Raw genomic sequence first — 21,511 nt, forward strand, 5'->3', positions numbered from 1 at the left:
ACCCTGTACACCTCGGCGTGGCTGGACCTGAAGAAGGAGCCGATCGTGCTCCATGTGCCGGACACCAAGGGCCGGTACTTCATGATGCCCATGCTCAGCGCCTGGACCGATGTCTTCGCCTCCCCGGGAACCCGCACCACCGGCAGCTCGGCCGGCGACTTCGCCATCACCGGCCCCGGCTGGCACGGCCGACTGCCCGCCGGAGTCAAGCAGATCAAGTCGCCGACCCAGACCGCGTGGATCATCGGCCGGACGCAGTTCGACGGCCCCTCCGACCTGCCCGCGGCCAAGGACCTGGTGCGCCACTACACCCTCGAACCGCTCCGCGACTACGGCCACCACCACACCCCGCCGCCAGGCCACGTCGACCCGGACGTCCCCGCCACATCGCCGGCCGCCCGCGTCGCCGGCATGGACGCGCAGACCTTCTTCTCCCAGCTCGCGTCGGCCATGGCCACCAATCCGCCCGGGAAGAAGGACGCTCGCATGGTGGCGACCCTGGCCCGCCTGGGCATCGTCCCCGGCCGGCCGTTCGACATCAATGCCAAGGGCCCTGCCACGGCACACGCACTGCACCGGTCCGTACCCGCGGCCCAGAAGCGGATCCAGGCCGCGCTCGCCACGTCCGGGAACGAGGTGAACGGCTGGCGTGTCTCGCTCAACCTGGGCGACTACGGCACCGATTACATGCTGCGCGCGACCACCGCCTGGCAAGGGCTCGGCGCCAACCTCCCCCAGGACGCCGTCTACCCGATCGTCCGCACCGACAGCCGCGGCAAGCCGCTCACCGGAGCCAAACGGTACGTCCTCCACTTCCCCCCGGGGCAGACCCCGCCGGTGAAAGCCTTCTGGTCCCTCACGATGTACGACCCCTCCGGCTTCCTGGTTCCCAACCCGATCCACCGCTACGAGGTCGGAGACGCCGTCAAGCCGACCCGCAACCCCGACGGTTCCACCGACATCTACATCCAGCACGACGCCCCGGCGGGAAAGCGGTCCAACTGGCTGCCCGCACCGAGCGGCCGGTTCTCCATGATCCTGCGCATGTACCGGCCCGAGCCGGCGTCCTCGACGGCAGCTGGTCCCCGCCCGCGGTCACCATGACCAACTGACGCAAGCCCCCCAGCGGCACACACACCTCCGTCATGCTGGAGACGTAGCACAACGGTCCGGCCCGGCCGGCCCGCCGCAGCCGACCGGCGGAGACTGCGACACCGGGCCTCCTGCTCAGCGTTCGGACTTCAGCAACCCCGAACCGGGCAGGAGGCCCCACCCCGGCCCATGGTCTACGGCGCACTGGCCGGCCGGTTCCCTTGCCGCCACCCGCCGTCAGCCCGGCACGACCCTGAGCGGCGCGATGTCCGGGATGGGGTGAGGCGCGGATCACACGCGGGTTGTCCCGGTCCGGGGGCGTTCCCGCGCGGCTTCTGTTTCGCTAGTGGCCTCGACGGTCATAGGGGGTCCACACGCATGGCGCTCACACACTGGGGATTCATCTACACGGCGGCCGGCAGCGCCACGGGCGGCGATGTCAACGTCGTGGACACCGGCACGTGCCGCACTGTCCTCGTAGGGGTGGAGAAGCCCGACCAGGGCCTTGAAGCCGCGCGTCGTCTGGTGAGCGAGGGCGTGCAGCTGATCGAACTGTGCGGAGGATTCGGTCCCGTTTGGGCCGGGCGCATCATCGAGGCGATCGACGGTGCGGTCCCCGTGGGCACGGTTGGCTACGGTCCGGAAGCGGTCGACCAGGTGCACGCAATCTTCTCCTGATCACTGGTGAAGGGGAGACCGCGTCGGCAGGTTCCGCACGACGGCCGCGCGACTCCCGGCCCGCACGAGCGCCTCGACCGGAGCCGTGCTCTTCCACTGGCCCCGAGGGCTCAAGCCGCCGGGGCCACCGTTGACCAGGCCGCGCCTCGACGGTGCGCGCCCGGGCCACGCACGTGCTCAGCGCCGGATTACCGGACTACTGACCGCGGCCGGTGACGTAGTCACGTACCCGGTCCACGAGCCCCACGCCTGGTGCGAGCAGCTTGTTGACCGGTGGCGTGGTCGGCGTATGCGGATGCGGGCGGGTGGGAGCGCTCTTCTTCGCGTGACGGATCTTTTTGCCCAGCTCCTCCAGGATGTACGGGTGGACACCGCTGCGGAGCCGGTCGAAGAGGTTGTTCTCCTCGTCGTCGACATGCGCCCGCACCTCGGTGCGCAGCTTCACCATCAGCCGGTCGAAGTCCTGGTCCGTGGCTTCACGGTGCTGGAGATCGTGGAGCAACTGCTCGACACGGGCGTGATCTGCGAGTTCCTTGTCGGCCAGTGCATCCCCCTCCTCCAGGTGCTCACGCACGGCTGGATACAGGTGCTCCTCCTCTGCCACGGAATGGCGTACCAGCTCGATCGTCAGTGCGTCCGCCAGCCGCTTGCGGTCCTCGCTCCCCGGAGGAGCGTCCTCGAACTGCTCGAAGAGGTCCTCGACCTCACGGTGATCGGTGGTCAGCTCGGCAATCACATCGCCGCCATGTCCCACGGCACGCCGCCTCTCAGTCGGAGCAGCCGGCTGCTCCGGCTGTCTGTCGCACCGAGGGGTTCCCGCACACGACGGGTGCCATGACACCGTGGTGGAGGGATTGCTCCGTGTGCCTGAGAAATGGGCGCGGCACCCACACACCGGGCCGGAATCCGGGACGATCACCACGGGCGCGGTGCGTGCTGCGCCCATCGTCCCGGCCACCCCTCACCGGCCGGGGCCCTGTGCCCGCCCCCGTTCCAGGGACGCCCGGCCGGGCACAGGGCCGACGACACCCCTTGAGCGCCGGCAGCGAAGCGTGACGACCACGATCAGTCGTGTTCACCGGCAACGAGGACGGAGCCCACCGTGACATCAGAGGGACATCCGGGGCCTGGCCGGGTTCACGGTCCCCGACCCGTTCCGGACGTACCGGCGGCGGGGGCCCGGGCCCGGGGCGGCGAGGGGTATGAGCCATGTCGGCAATGCACTTGATCACTTTCGGTCACAGCACTGCGGGGAGTGCAGAACTTCTCGCTCTCCTTCACAGGGCGGAGGTTGTGTCCGTCGTCGACGTTCGCATCGGACCGGGAAGCCGACGCAACCCGGACGTGTTCCGGGACCGCCTGGCGCAGTGGATGCCGCAGGCCGGTATCGCCTACCGGTGGGAGCCTGCGCTGGGGGGCCACCGGAAAGTCCCGGCCGAATCCCCGGACGTCGTCTGGCGCAATGCCTCGTTCAGAGGCTACGCGGCCCATACCCGTGCGCCGGAATTCGTCACAGCGATGGACAAGTTGCTCGACGACGCGGCCGCTGTTCGGACGGCGGTCATGTGCAGCGAGGCTGTGTGGTGGCGGTGTCATCGGCGCCTGATCGCGGACTTCTCCGTCGTCGCACGAAGCGTCCCGGTCCTGCACCTGATGCACGACGGGCGGCTCGTCTCCCACTCGCCAACACCCGGGTTGCGCCTGCGCTCTGACGGCCTCCTCGTCTATGACGACACCGGGCAGGGCTCGCACGGACAGCGGAGAGCAGCGGGTAGCTCGCCTTGACTCTCCGTGTGGGCCGGTCCACTGTCCGTGGCCCTGAAGGCGGCCCTGCCGATCCAGCGGGCCGTTCGAGGCTCCGGGTCCTAACCTGGTCATTCGGGGCGGCTTTGTGTCGTGGGCACAGGGAGGTTCCATGGCTGTGCGGCATCGGCTGGTCGAGAGGCCTCCCGGCGATGTGTGGGCGGCCCTGTCAGACCCCTCGCGCTACGGCGAGTGGGTGGTCGGCCCGTCGGAGTCCGCCGAGAGGTCCGGTCGCTGGCCGGAGTGCGGCGCCAGCCTCGAATACACCATTCGGCTGGGACCGTGGGCGGTGGCCGGGGAGACGATCGTCCGTCACCACGAACCGCCACGGCATCTTGAACTCGAAGTGGACAGCGGATGGCTCGGAACCGCCAGAATCGCCATCGAAGTCCGCCCCTGGGGGGAGGACACCTTGGTGATCTTCGATGAGCATCCGCTGCGAGGCCCCGGCGGTTTCCTGCACAACCCTGCCGTCGACACCGTGCTGCACCTGCGCAATCGCCGCATGCTCGGTCGTCTTGCCGACGTGGTCGAGAGCGAAACGAGGGCCGACGGCAGCTCTGGTGAGCCGGGAGGGCAGCAGCGCACCGGGTAGCGGCCCGGAGGCGGAGCGGAGGGAAGATGCCGGATGCGGTAGTGATCGGTGCGGGGCCCAACGGGCTGGTCGCGGCGAATCTTCTCGTCGACGCCGGCTGGTCGGTGGAAGTGCTCGAAGCGCAGGACGAACCCGGGGGAGCGGTCCGCAGCGACCGCGCCGTCCACCCCGACTACGTCAACGACCTCGGCAGCTCCTTCTACCCGCTCGCCGCCGCCTCGCCGGTCCTTGCCCGCCTCGATCTGCACGAGGAGGGGCTGCGGTGGAGCCATGCCCCACGCGTACTGGCGCACCCCTTGGCGGACGGCCGGTGCGCGGTGCTGGACCGTGACCGGGCGAAGACTGCCGCCGGCCTGGACTCCTTCGCGTACGGGGACGGAGCGGCCTGGCAGAACCTCTGCACGGTCTGGGAACGGGTCGGGCCCGACCTGCTGGGCGCGCTCTTCACGCCGTTCCCGCCGGTGCGGTACGCCGCGCGGCTTGCCGCCCGCTTGCGTGGCGCGGGCGGTCTGCGCCTCGCCCGTACGCTGCTGCTGCCGGTGCGGCGCCTGGGCGAGGAGGAATTCCGTGGCGAGGGAGGCAAACTCCTGCTTGCGGGCAACGCCCTGCACGCCGATCTCGCGCCGGAAGCCGCCGGCAGCGGGGGCTTCGGCTGGCTGATGACCATGCTCGGCCAGACCTACGGCTTTCCGGTGCCCGTGGGCGGGTCCGGGGCCCTGACGGCGGCGCTCGTCAGCAGGCTGCGGCGCCGCGGCGGGATGCTCCGGTGCCGTGCGCGCGTCGTGGAGGTCGTCGTCCGCGGGGGCCGGGCGGTGGCGGTACGCACCGCGGACGGTGAGAGTGTGGCAGCCGACCGCGCCGTAGTCGCGGACGTCTCGGTCCCCGCCCTGTACGGCGAGCTGGTGAACGACCGTCACCTGCCCGGCCACCTCGGGCAGGATCTGCGCCGCTTCCAGTGGGACTTCGCGACCTTCAAGGTCGACTGGGCCCTGGAGCGTCCTGTGCCCTGGGCCGCGGAGGCGGCATCGTCGGCAGGGACCGTGCATCTGGCGGACGGCGTCGACGCCCTCACCCGCTTTGCAGCACAGCTCGCCGTGGGAGACATACCCGACCGCCCCTTCGCCCTCTTCGGGCAAATGACCACCGCCGATCCCTCCCGCTCCCCGACGGGGACCGAATCGGCGTGGGCCTATACCCACGTGCCACAGGAGGTGCGAGGTGACGCAGGCACCGACGGCCTCACGGGTACGTGGGACCGTAAGGAACGGGAAGCCATGGCCGAGCGGCTGGAGCGACAGGTGGAACGCTTCGCACCCGGCTTCCGCACGCGCATCCTGGCGCGCCGCATCCTTGCCCCGCCCACACTCCAGGCCCTCGACGCAAACCTGTACCAGGGCGCGATCAACGGCGGCACCACAGCCCTGCACCAGCAGTTGGTGTTCCGTCCCGTGCCGGGTACGGGACGCCCGGAGACACCGGTGAAGGGCCTCTACCTGGCGTCGGCCGGGGCACACCCGGGTGGTGGTGTCCACGGCGCACCCGGCGCCAATGCCGCGCGGGCGGCGCTTCGCCGTTCCGCTTCGCCGACTGTCCTGTCGCTGGCCCAGCGGGCGTTGACTTCCCGAAAGGGACCGGCCGATCCGCGCCAGGGCCGTCACTAGGGTCGCCCGGGGCCCCCGGACTGCGCCATTTGCCCTCCGCAGCGCGCAGCGGGCCGGAACCCGTGACGTCATGGGTGGACGAGTCCGGCCGGAGCATGATCACGCAGCATCGAGGAGAACACATGGCAGCCTGCGACGTCTGCGGCAACGACTACGCGATGGCCTTCGAGGTCCACGTAGCCGGCGCCACCCACACCTTCGACAGCCTCGAATGCGCAGCGCACAAACTCGCGCCCATCTGCGACCACTGCGGTTGCCGCATCCTGGGCCACGGCCATCAAACCGACGGAAAGTTCTTCTGCTGCGCCCACTGCGCCCGCGCCAAGGGTCACACCGGCCTCACCGACAACGCCTGAGCGAGCACGGCACCCTTTCCAGCGCATGCCGGGCGCTCAGGCGCGGGATGCGTCGCTCTGAACCGTCTGGACCCACGAGCGCGAGCAGCGCGGCATCCGCGCCCGTCGGGTACCGCAGCCATGCGGCGACCGTTGCCGCCTGGTGCGCCTGGGCCTGGGTCAGGGCTGCGTCGAGGGCGCCGCCTGTTGTGGGGTAGGAGCGCAGTAGCCACTGTGTGGTGGAGCGATCACGGGGGAGAGGCCGGCGGACATCGGCACGGGGCGTGGCCTTTCTCGGCGTGGCCTGGGACTGCGGAGCGGGGCCGGGGAGGTGTCGCGGAGTGAAGAGCTTGGAGGAGCCTAGGTCCAGGACATTTCCGGCGAAATGATCCAGGTCACGTGGAGGGATGTCCCGGGGTGCCCCCCCGATTGCCGGGTGGGCGACCCGGGGCACCGTCGGACGCGCCGATGGGGTAGATGTGGCGAAACACGCCTTTAGGGCGTGAAGTGGTATATGCACCGCTGCGGCCTGTGGACTCCCGGGCCGCGAAGGTCAGAGACCCGGCAACCACTGTTGACGAGGAGCTGCATCATGCCGGCAGGTTCGAGCAAGAAACGTGAGCGGCAGTACGAGCACATCAAGGAACAGGCCGAGGAGCGCGGCACCTCGGAGAGGCGCGCGAAGGAGATCGCCGCGCGCACGGTGAACAAGGAACGCGCCCGATCCGGTGAAGCCAAGTCCGCCGGCAAGGTTTCCACCCGCGATCCAAAATCCGCCTCTCAGCGCGGCGGCGAGCGATCCCACAGCGGACCTCAGGGGCCCACTCGCGACCAGCTCTATGAAGAGGCCAAGAAAAAGAACATCGACGGCCGCTCCCACATGAACAAGGAACAGCTGCGCAAAGCCGTCGGCCGCTGACAGTGCGCCGGTCACCCGGCTCGCGGACGGTGACGCGGGCCGGACACTGCCGGTACGCAACCCCGCGTCGGCATTGAGATCGCGAGGTCGGCGCGCTGGTCGTAGACATGAGGTGTGAGCAATCAGGGATTGCACAGGCCGTGGGGCCCGGTGCTCTCCTGATCGGGCCCGCTCCGCGCATCGCTTGACCCGGTCGGAGCAATCCTCTCGGCGGGCGTGGGCGGCGGAACGGAACGCGTCAGGCAGGCCCGAGCACCGGCTTGCCATCTGTCATCAGAGAAGGGCACTGGCATGGGACACGGCGGAGACGTCATCGCGGGGGCTCCGGGCCTCGGGCTGGTCGACCGGGCCCGGGACTACGTCAGCGGCCGCCCGTAGGGGCCGGTGGGGCATCCTGCCCCTGCGCTCCGCACCCCTTGACGGTCTCCATCACGAACGGCGACCCCCGCTCCGCCGGTACCCGGGCACTCTTCCGCTGGCGCCAAGGGGCTCAAGAGAGTGCACCGGCGGGTGCAGGAGGTGACATCGATGGGCGCAGGTGCAGCTCCGGAAGCGGCAACCGACTACGACGCCACGCCCTTTCTGCCGCGCCGTGGTGGTCTCTCGGCGTATCGGCGTGCCGCGGCGCGCTGTCAGGGCTGTCCGCTCTTCGAGGACGCGTCCGGGACGGTCTTCGGGGCGGGCGAATCCGATGCACGGATCATGTTCGTCGGCGAACAGCCGGGAGACCAGGAGGACCGGGCGGGAGAGCCGTTCGTGGGACCTGCCGGCCGCCTGCTCCGGAAGGCGCTGGGTGAAGTGGGAATCGCCGAGGAGCATGCGTACTTCACCAATGCGGTCAAGCATTTCAAGTTCGGGACGGCGGGCCGGGGGAAGCGCCGGATTCACAAGCCGCCAAGTCTGCGGGAGATGCGGGCCTGTCGTCCTTGGCTGACTGCCGAACTGCGGCTCGTGCAACCTGAGGTCGTGGTGGCACTCGGCGCAACCGCGGGAAAGGCCCTGCTCGGCCCCTCGTTCCGCGTCACGAAGGACCGGGGCGCGCCCCTCCCGCTGCCCCCGGAGGAACCACGCACGGCCGACGACGGTACCGGGCAGGCACCCGGGCTGGTCGTCGCCACAGTTCATCCTTCGGCGGTCCTCCGGTCCCGCGAGCGAGAAATGGTCTACGCGGGGCTGGTGTCAGACCTCCGGGTGGCGGCCGGCGCATTGGGCTGAGGAGGGGGCGAGCCGCCCACTGCCAGGAGCGAAGGGCGAGGTGCGTCAGGAGGGAGGGTGCGTCAGAGGGCGAGGACTGTCAGCTTGGCGAGATCCGCCGGTGCGTGGAGCCGGACACACGGGTAGTCGGACACCAGGGGGCACACAGCTTGTCGGCGTAATCGATCAGAAGAGGAGCAGCCTCGATGAACAACGCCACCGCAACAATGGGCCCCGTGCTGGCGGGCGTCGAACAGGGCAGCCACCAGCAGGATGTCGTCCGGCACGCGGCACAACAAGCACAGCTGCACCACAGCCGCTTGCACATACTCCACGTCCGCCAGGCCCCAGGGGGTGGCGAAGACGGTGCAGACGACGAAAGCGGAGGCAGCCAGGAGGCCAGTGGCACATCCGTCGTGGAACCGCTCGCGGTCTTGGTGCGACGGGAATACCCCGATGTGGCGGTCACGGCGGAGACCGTCTCCGGCCGGCCTTCCGAAGTACTTTTGGAGCGTTCTTCCAAGGCGACCTGCCTCGTGCTCGGTCACCGCGGCAGTGGCGGCTTCCCGCGTCTGCCGCTGGGTTCGGTCAGCTGGCAGGTGGCCACCCACGCCGACTGCCCGGTCCTCGTCATCCGTCCCCACGAAGCCTCACTCGCCCCGGAACGGCGGGTAGCGGTCGGTGTGGACATCGCTGACATTTCTGAAGAAGCCTTGGACCAGGCATACGCCGAAGCCTCCGCGCGCGGAGCACGGCTGGTACTTCTCCATGCCAACTTCCACCTCAGCGAGATGCCCACCGGCCCGGGACTGGTCGCACCCGACTTCAAGGCCCTCGACGAGGCGGCACACCGTCTTCTGGAGGTGGCAGCGGCCCAACGGCGCGCACTCTTTCCCGAGGTCCGGACGGATATCCATGTCGAGCGGGTACGTCCCTCCACCCTCCTTTCGGAGGCCGCACAGCGCGCCGCTCTACTGGTGGTCGGCTCTCACGGCCGCACCGGCCTGCGCAGACTGATGCTCGGCTCGGTCAGCGCCGAAGCCCTGCACACCGCGGGTTGCCCCGTTCTGGTCGTCCCGTCAGCGAACCGCGCGTGACGGGTGCTTCGGACGGCCCAGAGGTACTCGACGCGGGCCGTCTTGACCGCGTAGCCAAGTCGCCGGAGGGCATCCAGGATCTCCCGAACCTGAACTCTCTCCGCCACGCCGACCAGGGTTCGCCGAACGCGCCGACCGGAAACGGGTGCCGATCGGCGCGTCGCGGACCGCAGGCGGCGTATCAGGCGAGGTGCCGGGAGAAGAACCTCAGCGTGCTGTCCAGCTCGAACGCCGGGATGTCCCCGTGTTTGCCGGGATTGGCGTGCAGCGTCTTCTCGGCTGAGGCCAAGGCGTCGAACAGCGCCAGGCTCTGGTCGCGCGGCACCCGCTCATCGTCCCACTGCACCAGGAATTCCACCGGAACGGTGATCCGCGCGGCGTCCTCGGCCGAGGCCAAGGCTCCTCCCAGGCCCAGCACCGCCGCGCGGATCCGGGGGTCGGCGGCAACAAACGGAACGCCGAGGCCGCACCCCAGCGAGACCCCCCAGTAGCCCACCGGACCGGCACCCACATGTTCCAGCTGCTGGACCGCGTCCAGAACTGCCTGCCATTCCGGGACGGTTCGGCGGGCAACGAGCGCCTGGAAAGCGGCGATCAGCGGAGCCAACTCTTCCCCGGTCTCCACGCGAGCCTGATTCTCGGTCGCGATCCGGTGGTACTCCGCTTCCTTCGGCCGGTCGCCGTGGCCGGGCACGTCGACCGCCACCACAGCGAAATCGCACTCGGCCACGAAACGGCGCGCACGGGCCAGAATGCCGGGGGCCTTCTTGTGCTGACCGCCGCCATGTCCCATCACGATGAGGGGACGAGTGCCAGTGGCGCCTTCCGGCGTCCACAGCACGCCGGAAATCTCACCGAGGGTGAAGAGCTGTTCGCAGACGCCGTCGGACGACGTCTCAGAGATGAAGCGCATAGCGTTTCAAGCCTTTCGGGATGCCTTCTGCGGGCGCTCCCTAGGCCATGCGGGAGAGGGAGGCCCGACCTGTTACAGCGTTGATCGGTCTCACCTCCTCAGTTCGCAGCAGCGCACGGCGGTGCCGAAAGTATCACGGAGGGCTTCATCTGCGCCTGGACAACCGGACGTTGCCGCGCGGTGACGTGTGGACGGCGGCCGACGTTCCCGTCGCCGAAGAGCGAGGCCGCTGCCTCCGTCTCGGCCACAGCAAGGCGCGGCGCAACCTCGATCACGCCGCCAAGAAGGCGACGGGCCGCGCTCACTCCCGGGGCAGCAGCGATCCCAGCGGTCCCAGATCGAGATTGAGGTCTTCCAGTCGCAGACCGTGCTGCTCGCACAGCTCGGTCATTCGCGCTTCGAGATGCATCAGGGTCTCCCCGATGTGTTCCACCTGCTCGTCGCTCAGATCGCCCTGCTCCACGCGGCGGATCGCCTGGCGTTCCATCAACTGCCGCAGCAGCTCCACCACGGTGAGCACCAACGAGACCAGATCGCGGCCCATTTGCTCACGGTCGAGGTCGAATCTGCTCACCGGCACACCCGGTTTCCCCGTCACAGCGGACCTCCGTCCGACCACGGCGCGGGCACCCGTTCGCTGACCGAGGACAACAGTGCGTGCAGCGAGAGCCGGACCAGCGGCACATCGGCGATGGCGATGACCAGATCGCCGCTGATGACGACCCCGGTGGACAGCACACGGTCCAGCAGGTCGACCAGTGGCACCCCGAGGGGCCCGGCGAGCGGGCCCGGGGTGTCCCAGGGGACGGGCTCATGAGCGGACACCGCTCACACCTCCCCGACGAAGGAGTACGGCACCCAGGGGCCCGATACCTCGACCTCGGCTCCCGTACGGCGCCGCAAGGTCTCCACCGCATCGAGCAGTTCCTTCTCGCGCACGGCCGTCACCAGGTATGCGGCGTTGAGGACCTGGAGGCGGCCCCGTTCCCCCGTCATCTCCTGGCTGTGCGGGCGAAGCCGGCGGGTGGCGGTGGCCAGGCGGCTCAGAGCGGCATCGATGTCTTCGGCGGCCTGCAGCGCACGGTCATGGTGCTGCTCCCGCGCCCGGTGCAGCCCGCGTTTCCGCTCCAGGTAGGCACGGCCCGCACCGCCGGACGGTCCACCGCCGCCCCGGGGAGGTGCTGGTGGTGCGCTCCGGGAGCCGGGAGCGGCCGCCGCGAGGCTGACCTTCACTCCCCATTCGGCGTGGCCCTCGATACGGGCCAGGGCCGCGGCGAAACGGTCCCGGTCCGCGCCGAGAGCCTGTTGTGCCCGCTCGTCCCCTCGGTAGAGGGTGGCGAGCGCCAGCGGCACCGTCGGCCCGCAGGCGGCGGCCGCGGTCACCACCTCGTGGTGTGCGCGGGCGCAGCGCTCCAGTTCCGCACGGTCCGACAGCCGCCGCTGCCAGGCGTCCTCGGTGAACTCGGCGGCCGGTACATGCTGAACGACCGCGGTGAGGGGACCGAGAGGCAGTGTGCGCACGGGGAAGCCTTCGGCGAGGCCCGCGAGCCCGGTGAGACCACTGAGGGCGGAAGGGGTCAGTCGGCGGCACACCGCATAGACATAGGTCGCCGTCCCGGCCGCAGTTCCGGTCGCGCTCTCCGGAGTGCCGGGCTGCTCCCTCGTCATGAGCCCGCCCTGCCTGTCCGGGCGGACGGCGCGTCGCCGTCATCCGCGGACTCCAGCGCCTCCAGCCGCTCGCGCAACCGGGCGTTCTCTTCCCGCAGTTCACTCCGTGCCGCCGTGGAACTGAGCGCGGGGTCGGTCTCCCACCAGTCGATCCCGGCCTTCCTGGCCGTCTCCACCGACGCGACGAACAGGCGCAGCCTGATGGTGAGCAGCTCGATGTCCAGCAGATCGATCTTGATGTCGCCGGCGATGACGATGCCCTTGTCGAGGACGCGTTCAAGGATGTCGGCGAGGTTCGCGGTGCTGGGACCGTTGGCTGGAGGAGCGGCCGGTCTGTAGTCGACATCGGTCACGTGGTCACTCATTCCTCTTTGTCGGGTACCCGGCGGGCCAGGGTTCCGGAGCGCCGGTCAGCGCTCGTACAGCAGGTCGAGCAGCTGCTCCTCTTCACGTTCGAACGCCGCTTGGCCGAGGTGCCCGGCTTCGTATTCCTGGTTCAGCGCGGCGAGCCGGGCGCGGATGACGGACGGGTCGTGCAGCTCGCGGTCGGCCGCTTGAGCGAGTTGATCGGCCACCCAGACCACGCCGCGCACCGGGGCGAGCGGCAGTGTGAGCACTCCACTGATCAGCCCCATCTCAGCCGCCGGCCCTTCCCGCGAGCATCTGCGGCTCCAGGAAGCTGTAGCAGGGCAGCGGTCCGGCAACCCGCAGTTCGACGCGCTCGCGCCGGTCCGAGGCGAGGCGCTCGGCCTCCGCGGCGAATGCGGGGCTCTCGCTCCGGTCCACCAGGAACGACATATTGACCTGGCACCCGGATACCTCCGGCCCGGGGCGGACCGAATGCGCCCAGGGCTTCAGCTCGCGCACGATTTCCCTACCCGCTTCGGTGGCCCGGCGCGACAGCGCGGTCGCGACCGCCTCTCCCAGCCGCACATTGGCCTCGTAACTCGGCCGCCGACGCACCGATTCGCGCAGCTCCCGGATGGCGGCGTCCTCTTCGACGAGCGCGGCGAGCGAGTCGTTGGCCGGCATCGCCTTGACATTGATCTCGACCCGGCCCGCGAGGCTTTCCAACGCCGCCAGATGACGCTCCTCGGCGTCGGCCAGCTGACGGCGGATCACCGTCTCGTCCGCCGCCACCATGCCGAACCGCATGGGCAGGACCGGACCATGCTCGGACAGGGCCATCAGCAGCTCCTGATGCGCCAGCAGGTCGCGACGGCGCGCACGCAGCTGCGGCGGCGCCTGGCTCACGACCGCGGCGACCCGCCCCTCCGCGATCTTCTCCACGACTCCCGGAGGATTCCCCACCCCGCCCACGTCCGAGGGCAACGGGCGATCGTTCCGGACGATGCCGTACACGTAGATGCCGTCGTCCGTCACGGGTCATTCCTCCTCTGCGCGCCGTCGGCGGGAAGCGGCCCCGGACCGGGCGGTACTGCGCCGCCGCCGCTGCGGCCGCGCTTCCTCTTCCGCCTCGTCATCCGAGTCATCGCCCTTGACCACCGCCGAACGGACGGTTTCGCCAACGGATTTGGCGGCGTCCTTCACCTTGCTCTTTCCGATGCTTTTGGCGGCCTGGCCGCTGAAGAGTTCGGGAACGGTGACGCTTCCCGAATCCCGCTCCAGGTCCAGCCGATTGCACGCCTCCGCGAAACGCAGATACGTATCGACGCTGGCCACCACGATGCGGGCATCGATCTTCAGAATCTCGATCCCGACCAGGGACACCCGTATGAACACATCGATGACCATCCCGCGGTCCAGGATGAGCTCCATCACGTCGTACAACGTGCCGGCCCTGGGCGGGCAGGGAATTACCTCTCCGGACAGGCCCGAGTAGGTCGTCGTGGTCATCTGGGGTGCCCTTTCAGCTGGTCGGGGCGGCGCTCACTGATCGGCCGCACCTCGTCTATAGCGATGGGTCCGGTAGTACTCGAGCAGTTCGCCCTCGTCGTCGAGCCGCACCTCGTACGTCGCGAGAAGGCTCGTGGTGTCCGGGATCCGCGCCAGCTCCAGCACATCCACCACGACACACCAGCCGTCGTCGGTCCGCCGTACCGCCGAGACCCCTTCCGTCCGGTGGCTGATCACGCTCTGCAGCAACTCGGCGGCGCGGTGCGCCACCTCCGCAGGGGTGTTCTCCGGCGCTGATTTCCGTTTACGGGCAGCCGAGGACGACCGGACCCGCGTGCGGGATTGCTCTGCCATACCCCAAGTCTCACGGTCTCCCTCACCTGCGCATCCTGAGCGGGACCAATCTTGTGCCGGGGCGGACGAGAGCCGGGCAACCGGGCGATGCCGGAACGTGACCCACCTGTCCCGCCACAAGGCGGAAGAGTCGTTTCTCGTGGCCGGCGTCGACACGCGCGCCGCCTCACTCGCCTGGCCGAGAAGTCCGCACATTTCTCAAGCCCCCGCCTCGGCGGACACGAGGCCGGACGGCGGCCGGGTGGCCCCGGACGGCTCTGTGCCCGAGACGGACCGCACCTGACGGGAACACCGTTCAGGACTGGCAGTGTGGACACCAGACGGTGCGGCGTCCGGCGGTGCGACCGGAGCTCAGGGACCGGCCGCAGCGGGGGCACAGCGGCTCGCTGTCGTCCCGTCGTCCCGTGAGCCAGGAACGCCGCGGTGGCACGCGTCCGGCGCGCACGGCGGTACGGAGCACCCGGCCCATCGCCGCGTGGAGGTCCCGGTACGCCGTCTCACCCAGGTCCCGTGCCGGGGCCCGCGGGGCGACGCGGGCCCGCCAGAGGATCTCGTCGCACAGCAGATTCCCCAGACCCGCGACGACGGACTGGTCCATCAGCGCACTCTTGACGGCACCTCGCCGTCCGGACAGCAGTTCCGTCAACTCCCCTCGGTCCACGGACAGGGCGTCGGGCCCGAGCCGGTCCAGAATCCGGTCGACGGCTGCCTCGTCGGCCAACTGCACGCCCTGCAGCTTTCGTTGATCGCGGTAGCGCAGGCTACGGGCCTCGCCGAGGGTCAGCACAAGGCGGTCATGCGCGGCGAACGGATCGTCGGGAGAACAGCACGACAGCGATCCCGTCATACCGAAATGAAAGACGAGGGTGGGCCCACCGTCCGTGGGCGCGAACAACCACTTGCCGTGCCGCCAGGCCTTCCCGAGCCGCCTTCCCACGCACTCCTTCCGCAGCCGCTTCTCGGTGACACCCCGCAGCACCCCTGCGTCGCGCACCTCGATGCCCGTGACACACCGCCGGCCACAGATGCTCAGCACCCGGCGGAATCCTTCGATATCCGGCAGTTCGGGCATCATCCCTCCGAGACTCTCCGCACCGCGTCGATCAAGCCGTTCAGCGTCAGGCCGGCGTCCTCCTCCCCAGCCTGCGGACCTGCGGGAGCTTCCGCATCACGGCCGACGTCGGCAGGTCAGGGCATGGGGGCAGAGGACGGACCGGCAGCCCGCCGAGGCCCTCCCGAAGAGGCCGTCCGGCACAGGACGGGACGGGCCCCGCCTTCCGAGTCACCGGGCCGACCGCAGGCCTGGGTTGCACACACCGTGTCACTGCCCCACGGTGTATTGATGGTGCACATCGGCTACACGATGATGACCGAGCAGGCCGCGCCCCGGGACCTCGTCGCGCACGTGGTGGGGGCCGAGCGAGCGGGCTTCGACTTCTCGGTGACCTCCGACCACTACTCTCCGTGGCTGGCGGCCCAGGGGCACTCGCCGTACGCCTGGAGCGTGCTGGGAGCCGCCGCGCAGGCGACCGCCCGCATCCCGCTGATGACCTATGTGACCTGCCCGACCACGCGCTACCACCCCGCCGTCGTCGCACAGCAGGCGGCCACGATGCAACTGCTGTCGGACGGCAGGTTCCGGCTGGGGCTGGGCTCCGGGGAGAACCTCAACGAGCACGTGGTCGGCCGGGGCTGGCCGCCGGCGCCGGTGCGGCTGGACAAACTGGCCGAGGCGATCGAGATCATCCGGGCACTCTTCGGTGGCGGTGAGGTCACTCACCACGGCACCCATTTCGACGCCGTGCACGCCAAGCTGTGGGATGTGCCCGAGGTGCTGCCTCCCATCGGTGTGGCCGTCTCGGGCGAGCGGTCCTGCCGGATCGCCGGCCGGCTGGCTGACCTGGTGATCGCCACGGAGCCCAGGGCGGAGCTGCTGGAGGCCTTCGACCGGCACGGCGGCCGGGGCAAGCCACGGACCGGCCAGCTGCCGGTCTGCTACGACCCGGACCGGGACGCGGCGATCGACCGGGCCCACGACCAGTTCCGCTGGCTGGTGGGCGGCTGGCAGGTCAACTCCGAACTGCCGGGGCCGGCCGGGTTCGAGGGCGCCACCCGGTATGTGCGCCCGGAGGACGTCGCCGAGGCCGTCCCGTGCGGTGACGACGTCGGCCGGTTCGTCGAGGCGGTACGGCCCTACGTGGACGCGGGTTTCACCGAGGTCGCACTGGTGCAGATCGGCGGTGATCGCCAGGAGTCGTACCTGCGGTGGGCCGAGAGCACACTGCTGCCCGCGCTCCGGGCGCTGTGACGCAGCAGCGGCTGAGGACGCCGGGGCCCCTGCGGCTCGGCCTCGCCCGCCCGCGCCGCCCGGCGCCGCAGGAGGAAGCGCGGTGTCGGCGGCAGCACAGGCAGCAACCCCCGACGGAGTACTCCGCGGCGCGCTGACCGGGTCCGCGGGGTCCCGCATGTGAGCCTGGGGGCCGGGTACCCGGTCGGCAGGAGGTGGTACACCGTGGTCCGACGGCTGTGGACGGGGTGCGAACTCCTCTTCTGGTGGTCGGTGTTGACCCTGTTGTGGATCGTGCTGGCCGGCTCCGTGGACACCCTGGAGTGGCTGGTCGGCGCCGGTGCCGGCGCGGTGTCGGCGGTCGCCGCCTGCGGGGCGCGGCGTGCGGCCGGTGACCGGTGAACGGCTGGACCGGCGCGGCCACCGCACTGCTGCTCTGCGGAGTGGCACCGGCCGCATGGGGCGCGGCCAGCGGCCGGGTCCGCCGCCGGGTGCCCGCACAGAATCTGACCTGCACGCTGCTGTGCCTGGTCTTCCTCCTGCTCGCCCAGGGGTTCCGCCGCCCGGCCTACACCGATACGGCGCTGGTGCTCTCGGTGCTGGGACCGGCCGGCACCCTGCTCTATGTCCGGCTGCTCGCCGACGAGTTGGCGGCCCACCCGCCGCGAACACGCGCGCTGCGTACGGTGACGACGCTGAGCTACGTGGCGGTGCCGGTGGCGCTGCTGCCCTTGTGCTTCGCCACCGGCCCCGGCCGTGCCATGGTGAAACTCCTGGTCATCGGCGCCTTGTTGCTGCTCGGCAGCTGGGGTGCGACCCGCGCGGTGGCCGCCCCCGGCACCATCGGGCACGCGCTCGGTACCCCTGAAGAGGGGACGGGAGATGTCTGACGAGCTTTCCCTGCTGCTCGGACTGTTGCTGGTGACCGCGGCGGGGACCGGCACCGTCCTGGTGCGCGATCCGGTGCGGCAGTCCTTTGTGATGTCGCTGTTCGGCCTGGCCCTCGCCACCCTGTTCCTGCTGCTCCAGGCACCCGACGTCGCCCTCTCCCAGCTCGCGGTCGGCTCCGCGCTGACACCGCTGATGGTGCTGCTGTCCGTGCGCAAGGTGCGCCGCCGGGGCCGCGGCAACCGCCGGGAGGAACGCCGGTGACCATGCGGATGCGCCTGTGGGTGCTGGCCGTCGGCGGCCTGGGCACCGCCGTGCTGTACCTGCTGGCCTGCAGCGACCTGCCCGCGTTCGGCGGACTGTGGCACCCCTACGGCGACCGGGCGGTGCACGCCGCGCTCGCCCGTCACACCGCCAACACCGTCTCCGCCGTCAACTTCGACCAGCGGGCGCTGGACACCCTCGGCGAGGAATCCATCCTCTTCGGCTCCGTCCTGGGCACCGTCGTGCTGCTCCGGCAGGCACGCGACGAGGACCGGCTGCCGCCGCAACCGGTCCGGGTGGCCCCACCGGTGCGCCGCTACGCCCTGCTCGTGCTGCCCGTCACCCTGCTGATCGGGCTGTATATCGTCTCCCACGGCCAGCTCAGTCCGGGCGGCGGCTTCCAGGGCGGTGTGGTGGTGGCGACCGCGCTGCACCTGCTCTACATCGCCGTGGACTACCGGGCGCTGGAGCGGATCCGTCCGATCGGGCTGTACGAGGTGGCGGACGCCGCGGGCGAGGCCGGATACCTGCTGCTGGGTGCAGCCGCGCTGCTGACCGGAGCGGCGTTCCTGACGAACTTCCTGCCCTACGGCACCTTCAACACCCTCGCGTCCGGCGGCACCGTGCCGCTGCTCAACGCCGCCATCGGCGTGGAGGTGGCGGCCGGCGTGGTGGTTCTGCTGGCCCGCTTTCTGGACCAGGCCGTGGAGATCGAGGGCGAACGGCCGGGCCCGGATGCGGAGGGCGAAGGATGAGCGTGCTGCCGTATGTGAGCGCGGGGTGGCTGTTCCTGGCCGGCTGTTACGGCCTGGCCACCAGCCGCAACCTCATCCACGCCGTGGGCTGCCTCTCGGTCTGCCAGGCCTCGACGTACGTCCTGCTGCTCGCCATCGGCTACCGCAGGGGCGGCACCGCCCCGGTCTTCTCCGACATCGCCCCCGGCTCGCGCCCGGTGGTCGATCCCGTGGTCCAGGCCCTCACCCTCACGGACATCGTCATCGGGGCCACGGTCACCGCACTGCTGCTCTCCCTGGTCGTTCAGATCGCCAAGCGCCACGGAACCGTGGACCCCGACCAGCTCTCGGAGCTTCGGGGATGACCGCCGCGCAGCTCCTGCCGCTGATCGTGGCCACTCCGCTGTTCGGTGCCGCGGTGCTGGTCGGAGCGGCCCGCCGGTTGCCGAGGTTCGCCGCCGAACTGCTGGCCTGCCTGTTCGCTGCGGGAACCGCGACGCTCGCCCTGGGCGCGGTCGCGGCCACCCCGTCGTCCGTCGACTGGCCCGTCGAGTGGGTGGGAGGCTGGCGCCCGCACCACGGGCAGAGCGTCGGCATCGTCCTGGTCGGGGACCGCATCGGCCTCGGGCTCGCCGCCCTGGTCTCGCTGCTGGTGCTGGCGTCCCTCGCCTACGCCTGGCGGTACTTCGACGAGCCGCCACGGCGCCGGGCCGGCTCCTTCCCGGCGCTCGTACTGCTCTTCCAGGCGGGCATGTGCGGCTTCGCCCTGACCGGCGACCTGTTCAACGCGTTCGTTTTCTTCGAGCTGATGAGCGTGGTCGCTTACGCGCTGACCGGCTACCGCGTCGAGGAGGCCCGCGCCGTGCACGGCGGCCTGGTGTTCGGGATCGTCAACTCCCTCGGTGCCTACGCCACGTTGTCGGGCATCGCCCTGCTCTACGCCCGCACCGGTGAACTGGGCCTCGCCCAGACCGGCCAGGCCCTCGGTGCGCGGGCCGACGGCGGTCCGGACGCACTGGTGATCGCCGCCTTCGTCCTCGTCGTCACCGGACTGCTCGTCAAGGCCGCCGCGGTGCCGTTCCACTTCTGGCTCGCCGACGCGCACGCCGTGGCACCGACCCCCGTCTGCATGCTGCTGTCCGGGGTGATGGTCGAGCTGGGCGTCTACGGGACGGCCCGGGTGTACTGGACGGTCTTCGCCGGCCCCGGAGGCATCCCGGCGCCCGACGCGCAGCAGGCCCTGCTGGCCCTGGGAGTGCTGACCGCCGTAGTGGGCTCGGTGATGTGCTGGCAGCAACGCCACCTCAAGCGGCTGCTCGCCTACTCCACGGTCGCGCACACCGGACTGTTCCTGGCCGGACTGGCGCAGCTCGACGCGGCCGGTGTCGGGGGAGTGGCCCTGTACGTCCTGGCCCACGCCGGAGTCAAGGCGGCACTGTTCGCCTGCGTGGGCATCCTGCTGGACCGCTACGGCAGCGTCGACGAGAGCGAGCTGCACGGCCGCGGACGGGAACTTCCCTGGGTGGGAACGATGTTCGGGCTCGGCGGCCTGGCCCTCGCCGGCCTGCCGCCCTTCGGCACCGCGTTGGGCAAGGCGGTCACCGAGGAGGCCGCGGGAGGCTGGGGGACCGCGCTGTTCGTGATGGCCTCGGCGGTCACCGGCGGCGCGGTGCTCCGGGCCGGCGGCCGGGTGTTCCTCGGACTCGGCTCCCGCCCGCCGGACGCGCCGGAAGAGACGACCGGGGAGGCGGAGGAGCCGGAGACCCGGGGCGGACCGCTGTCCCGCATTCCGGATTCGATGCTCGCGGTGCCCGCCGTACTGCTGGCCGGCGCGCTGGCCGTGGGGCTGGCTCCCGGCCTGCGCACCGCGGTCGGGCACGCCGCCGACGCCTTCACCGACCACCCCGGCTACCTCGCCGCCGTACTGTCCGGCCGGCAGCTGCGTCCGACGCCCACCGCCGCGCCGCACTGGACGACGGCCGGGGTGCTGTGGGGCCTGCTGGCCGCCGCCCTGGCGCCGGCGCTGGCCGCGCTGGCCATACGGCGTCCGGCCGTGGAACCGGCCCGCTGGTTCACCCCGCTGCGGCAACTGCACTCCGGCCATGTGGGCGACTACGTCGCCTGGTTCCTGGCGGGCGTCACGCTCTTGGGTGTCCTGGTGGTCTGACCCCCGTCCGATGGCCCTGCTGCCCGGGGGAGCACGCGTTCCGTACGTCTGCGGTGGCGGATGTGCCCTACCCGGGTGGAGCCGCCGTCGTTCGCCTGGCGGCGCGTTGCGGGACGATCGTGTACGCAGGGTCCTCGGCGGAGGCGATGCCGGCTGCGAAGACGCCGAAGCGCGTAGCGGCCGAGCCGGCGAGCAGGGCCAGTCCGGCGGCGACGGCGGCCGGCCGGGAGCGGACCGCACCGGCCGCGGTGGCCGCCGCGGCACCCCAGGTCAGGACTTGGGCGCGGCGCAGCAGTCGCCCTGCCCGCCCCTCCCGGTACGTCTCCGCCACCATCCCCAGGCGCCGCTTCAGCACCCGGGTCGCTGCCGTGTCGGCCGCCGCGGCCAGGAGGGCGGCGCAGCGGGCGGGTGCGGTCTCGTGGGGTGGCGCGAGGATCAGTGCCATACCGGAGGCGGCGGCGGTCGCGGACGCGGCGAAGAGGTACGGCAGTTCGCGGTGCGCGCCGTGCCACGCCGGTACCGCGGTGTCCGCGGCGAGCACGGCCGTGTACGTGGCCACGGCCGGCCCCAGGACCGCGGCGGTCGCAGTGGCGGCGGTGCCGGCCCGCGGCAGCCGTCCGGTGACCGCGCTCAGCGCCGCCGCACCGGCCGCCGGCCCGTACACGCTCAGCAGCCACGAGCCGATGCTCATCGGCGAGGTCGGCTTGAAGACGCGCAGCATGTGGGCGAACCGGGCGGGGCGTCCGAGGTCGTGGACGAGGGCGGCGGCGGAGAGCGAGACGGCCGCCAGTGAGGAGACCTTCATCGAGGTGGCCAGCGCGGGCCGCCCGGTCAGCTGGGCCCCGGCGGCGAGGACGGAGCCGGCGCCCGCCAGCCCGCCGAGGAAGAAGTACCCGGCGATGTCCCGCGCCGCCCAGGACGGGGCCTTGATCACCGGCCGTCCGTAATAGGAGGTGAACTCCGCGCCGGAAACCATGAGTTCCTCGCCCTTTCGGGACCGGCGTC

General features: G+C 70.8%; 28 protein-coding genes and 1 pseudogene. 16 read left to right on the forward strand and 13 right to left on the reverse strand.

What is annotated here, in order from left to right; translation table 11 throughout:
• Window positions 1–1,104: DUF1254 domain-containing protein (locus ACFW5B_RS27425; RefSeq protein ID WP_386444951.1), on the forward strand; the 1,104-nt coding region annotated here is incomplete at its 5' end.
• Window positions 1,105–1,470: 366 nt separating this feature from the next.
• The gene (locus tag ACFW5B_RS27430; protein ID WP_386444954.1) at window positions 1,471–1,770 is read left to right on the forward strand and encodes a DUF6506 family protein; all 300 of its coding nucleotides are present in this window, start codon (window positions 1,471–1,473) and stop codon (window positions 1,768–1,770) included.
• Window positions 1,771–1,966: 196 nt separating this feature from the next.
• Here ACFW5B_RS27430 and ACFW5B_RS27435 read toward each other — a convergent pair whose 3' ends face one another.
• Entirely contained in the window at window positions 1,967–2,524 is a 558-nt protein-coding gene (locus tag ACFW5B_RS27435; protein WP_386444957.1) for a hemerythrin domain-containing protein, read from the reverse strand.
• A gap of 455 nt (window positions 2,525–2,979) precedes the next feature.
• Between ACFW5B_RS27435 and ACFW5B_RS27440 the strand changes: the two genes are divergently transcribed.
• The 4 genes from ACFW5B_RS27440 to ACFW5B_RS27455 all read left to right on the forward strand — a co-directional run bounded on the left by ACFW5B_RS27440 (window position 2,980) and on the right by ACFW5B_RS27455 (window position 6,185).
• Window positions 2,980–3,555 carry a DUF488 family protein gene (locus ACFW5B_RS27440; RefSeq protein ID WP_386444960.1) on the forward strand — a complete coding sequence of 192 codons (576 nt, stop codon included), beginning with the start codon at window positions 2,980–2,982 and terminating at the stop codon, window positions 3,553–3,555.
• A gap of 130 nt (window positions 3,556–3,685) precedes the next feature.
• The gene (locus ACFW5B_RS27445) at window positions 3,686–4,168 is read left to right on the forward strand and encodes an SRPBCC family protein (RefSeq protein WP_386444963.1); all 483 of its coding nucleotides are present in this window, start codon (window positions 3,686–3,688) and stop codon (window positions 4,166–4,168) included.
• A 26-nt stretch (window positions 4,169–4,194) separates the two neighbouring features.
• Window positions 4,195–5,829: a phytoene desaturase family protein gene (locus ACFW5B_RS27450; protein ID WP_386444966.1), complete on the forward strand. Its 1,635-nt coding sequence runs from the start codon at window positions 4,195–4,197 to the stop codon at window positions 5,827–5,829.
• A 122-nt stretch (window positions 5,830–5,951) separates the two neighbouring features.
• Window positions 5,952–6,185, forward strand: coding sequence for a hypothetical protein (locus ACFW5B_RS27455; protein ID WP_386444969.1), 234 nt, complete (start codon window positions 5,952–5,954; stop codon window positions 6,183–6,185).
• Between the two features lie 52 nt (window positions 6,186–6,237).
• On the opposite strand, the pseudogene ACFW5B_RS27460 reads toward ACFW5B_RS27455, so the two are convergent.
• A pseudogene (locus tag ACFW5B_RS27460) lies at window positions 6,238–6,437 on the reverse strand (hypothetical protein); the annotation flags it as partial.
• Window positions 6,438–6,756: 319 nt separating this feature from the next.
• Here ACFW5B_RS27460 and ACFW5B_RS27465 point away from each other — a divergent pair.
• From ACFW5B_RS27465 to ACFW5B_RS27475, 3 genes are all read left to right on the forward strand, one after another.
• Entirely contained in the window at window positions 6,757–7,083 is a 327-nt protein-coding gene (locus tag ACFW5B_RS27465) for a plasmid stabilization protein (protein WP_386444972.1), read from the forward strand.
• A 528-nt stretch (window positions 7,084–7,611) separates the two neighbouring features.
• Window positions 7,612–8,298, forward strand: coding sequence for a UdgX family uracil-DNA binding protein (locus tag ACFW5B_RS27470; protein WP_386445114.1), 687 nt, complete (start codon window positions 7,612–7,614; stop codon window positions 8,296–8,298).
• 185 nt (window positions 8,299–8,483) lie between these two features.
• The gene (locus ACFW5B_RS27475; RefSeq protein WP_386444975.1) at window positions 8,484–9,374 is read left to right on the forward strand and encodes a universal stress protein; all 891 of its coding nucleotides are present in this window, start codon (window positions 8,484–8,486) and stop codon (window positions 9,372–9,374) included.
• Between the two features lie 181 nt (window positions 9,375–9,555).
• Here ACFW5B_RS27475 and ACFW5B_RS27480 read toward each other — a convergent pair whose 3' ends face one another.
• The 10 genes from ACFW5B_RS27480 to ACFW5B_RS27525 form a co-directional block, all read right to left on the reverse strand.
• Entirely contained in the window at window positions 9,556–10,287 is a 732-nt protein-coding gene (locus tag ACFW5B_RS27480) for an alpha/beta hydrolase (RefSeq protein WP_386444978.1), read from the reverse strand.
• Between the two features lie 301 nt (window positions 10,288–10,588).
• On the reverse strand, window positions 10,589–10,867 hold the full coding sequence (locus tag ACFW5B_RS27485) for a gas vesicle protein K (RefSeq protein ID WP_386444981.1): 279 nt from the start codon (window positions 10,865–10,867) through the stop codon (window positions 10,589–10,591).
• Window positions 10,868–10,881: 14 nt separating this feature from the next.
• A complete protein-coding gene (locus ACFW5B_RS27490; RefSeq protein WP_386444983.1) occupies window positions 10,882–11,112 on the reverse strand; it encodes a gas vesicle protein in 231 nt (76 codons plus the stop codon).
• Between the two features lie 3 nt (window positions 11,113–11,115).
• Complete coding sequence (locus ACFW5B_RS27495) at window positions 11,116–11,955, reverse strand: GvpL/GvpF family gas vesicle protein (RefSeq protein WP_386444986.1); 840 nt, start codon at window positions 11,953–11,955, stop codon at window positions 11,116–11,118.
• Window positions 11,952–12,308, reverse strand: a complete 357-nt coding sequence (locus ACFW5B_RS27500) for a gas vesicle protein (protein ID WP_386445117.1) — start codon at window positions 12,306–12,308, stop codon at window positions 11,952–11,954. The genes ACFW5B_RS27495 and ACFW5B_RS27500 overlap by 4 nt, the downstream gene beginning before the upstream one ends.
• A 57-nt stretch (window positions 12,309–12,365) precedes the next feature.
• Window positions 12,366–12,590, reverse strand: a complete 225-nt coding sequence (locus ACFW5B_RS27505) for a gas vesicle protein GvpG (RefSeq protein WP_386444989.1) — start codon at window positions 12,588–12,590, stop codon at window positions 12,366–12,368.
• Between the two features lies 1 nt (window position 12,591).
• Window positions 12,592–13,338 (reverse strand): GvpL/GvpF family gas vesicle protein, encoded by a 747-nt coding sequence (locus ACFW5B_RS27510; protein ID WP_386444992.1) that lies wholly within the window; start codon window positions 13,336–13,338, stop codon window positions 12,592–12,594.
• Between the two features lie 3 nt (window positions 13,339–13,341).
• Window positions 13,342–13,812 (reverse strand): gas vesicle protein GvpJ, encoded by a 471-nt coding sequence (gene gvpJ / locus ACFW5B_RS27515; RefSeq protein WP_386444994.1) that lies wholly within the window; start codon window positions 13,810–13,812, stop codon window positions 13,342–13,344.
• A gap of 33 nt (window positions 13,813–13,845) precedes the next feature.
• Window positions 13,846–14,166, reverse strand: a complete 321-nt coding sequence (locus ACFW5B_RS27520; protein ID WP_386444997.1) for a gas vesicle protein — start codon at window positions 14,164–14,166, stop codon at window positions 13,846–13,848.
• Window positions 14,167–14,461: 295 nt separating this feature from the next.
• A complete protein-coding gene (locus ACFW5B_RS27525; protein WP_386445000.1) occupies window positions 14,462–15,238 on the reverse strand; it encodes an Fpg/Nei family DNA glycosylase in 777 nt (258 codons plus the stop codon).
• Window positions 15,239–15,508: 270 nt separating this feature from the next.
• Here ACFW5B_RS27525 and ACFW5B_RS27530 point away from each other — a divergent pair, with 270 nt between their 5' ends.
• The 7 genes from ACFW5B_RS27530 (at window position 15,509) to ACFW5B_RS27560 (ending at window position 20,506) form a co-directional block, all read left to right on the forward strand.
• A complete protein-coding gene (locus tag ACFW5B_RS27530) occupies window positions 15,509–16,474 on the forward strand; it encodes an LLM class F420-dependent oxidoreductase (RefSeq protein ID WP_386445003.1) in 966 nt (321 codons plus the stop codon).
• Between the two features lie 204 nt (window positions 16,475–16,678).
• Window positions 16,679–16,855, forward strand: coding sequence for a hypothetical protein (locus ACFW5B_RS27535; RefSeq protein WP_386445006.1), 177 nt, complete (start codon window positions 16,679–16,681; stop codon window positions 16,853–16,855).
• Window positions 16,852–17,343: a monovalent cation/H+ antiporter complex subunit F gene (locus ACFW5B_RS27540; RefSeq protein ID WP_386445009.1), complete on the forward strand. Its 492-nt coding sequence runs from the start codon at window positions 16,852–16,854 to the stop codon at window positions 17,341–17,343. Before ACFW5B_RS27535 ends, ACFW5B_RS27540 begins: the two co-directional genes overlap by 4 nt.
• Window positions 17,336–17,605 carry a hydrogenase subunit MbhD domain-containing protein gene (locus ACFW5B_RS27545; RefSeq protein ID WP_386445012.1) on the forward strand — a complete coding sequence of 90 codons (270 nt, stop codon included), beginning with the start codon at window positions 17,336–17,338 and terminating at the stop codon, window positions 17,603–17,605. Before ACFW5B_RS27540 ends, ACFW5B_RS27545 begins: the two co-directional genes overlap by 8 nt.
• A 2-nt stretch (window positions 17,606–17,607) precedes the next feature.
• The gene (locus tag ACFW5B_RS27550; protein WP_386445120.1) at window positions 17,608–18,360 is read left to right on the forward strand and encodes an MnhB domain-containing protein; all 753 of its coding nucleotides are present in this window, start codon (window positions 17,608–17,610) and stop codon (window positions 18,358–18,360) included.
• On the forward strand, window positions 18,357–18,704 hold the full coding sequence (locus ACFW5B_RS27555; RefSeq protein WP_386445015.1) for a sodium:proton antiporter: 348 nt from the start codon (window positions 18,357–18,359) through the stop codon (window positions 18,702–18,704). The genes ACFW5B_RS27550 and ACFW5B_RS27555 overlap by 4 nt, the downstream gene beginning before the upstream one ends.
• Window positions 18,701–20,506 (forward strand): complex I subunit 5 family protein, encoded by a 1,806-nt coding sequence (locus ACFW5B_RS27560; protein WP_386445018.1) that lies wholly within the window; start codon window positions 18,701–18,703, stop codon window positions 20,504–20,506. The genes ACFW5B_RS27555 and ACFW5B_RS27560 overlap by 4 nt, the downstream gene beginning before the upstream one ends.
• A gap of 67 nt (window positions 20,507–20,573) precedes the next feature.
• On the opposite strand, the gene nrfD is transcribed toward ACFW5B_RS27560, so the two are convergent.
• Window positions 20,574–21,482 carry an NrfD/PsrC family molybdoenzyme membrane anchor subunit gene (nrfD, locus tag ACFW5B_RS27565; RefSeq protein WP_386445021.1) on the reverse strand — a complete coding sequence of 303 codons (909 nt, stop codon included), beginning with the start codon at window positions 21,480–21,482 and terminating at the stop codon, window positions 20,574–20,576.
• Window positions 21,483–21,511: the final 29 nt, after the last annotated feature.

The sequence above is a fragment of the Streptomyces sp. NPDC058773 genome, assembly GCF_042746015.1.
GTDB lineage: Bacteria > Actinomycetota > Actinomycetes > Streptomycetales > Streptomycetaceae > Streptomyces.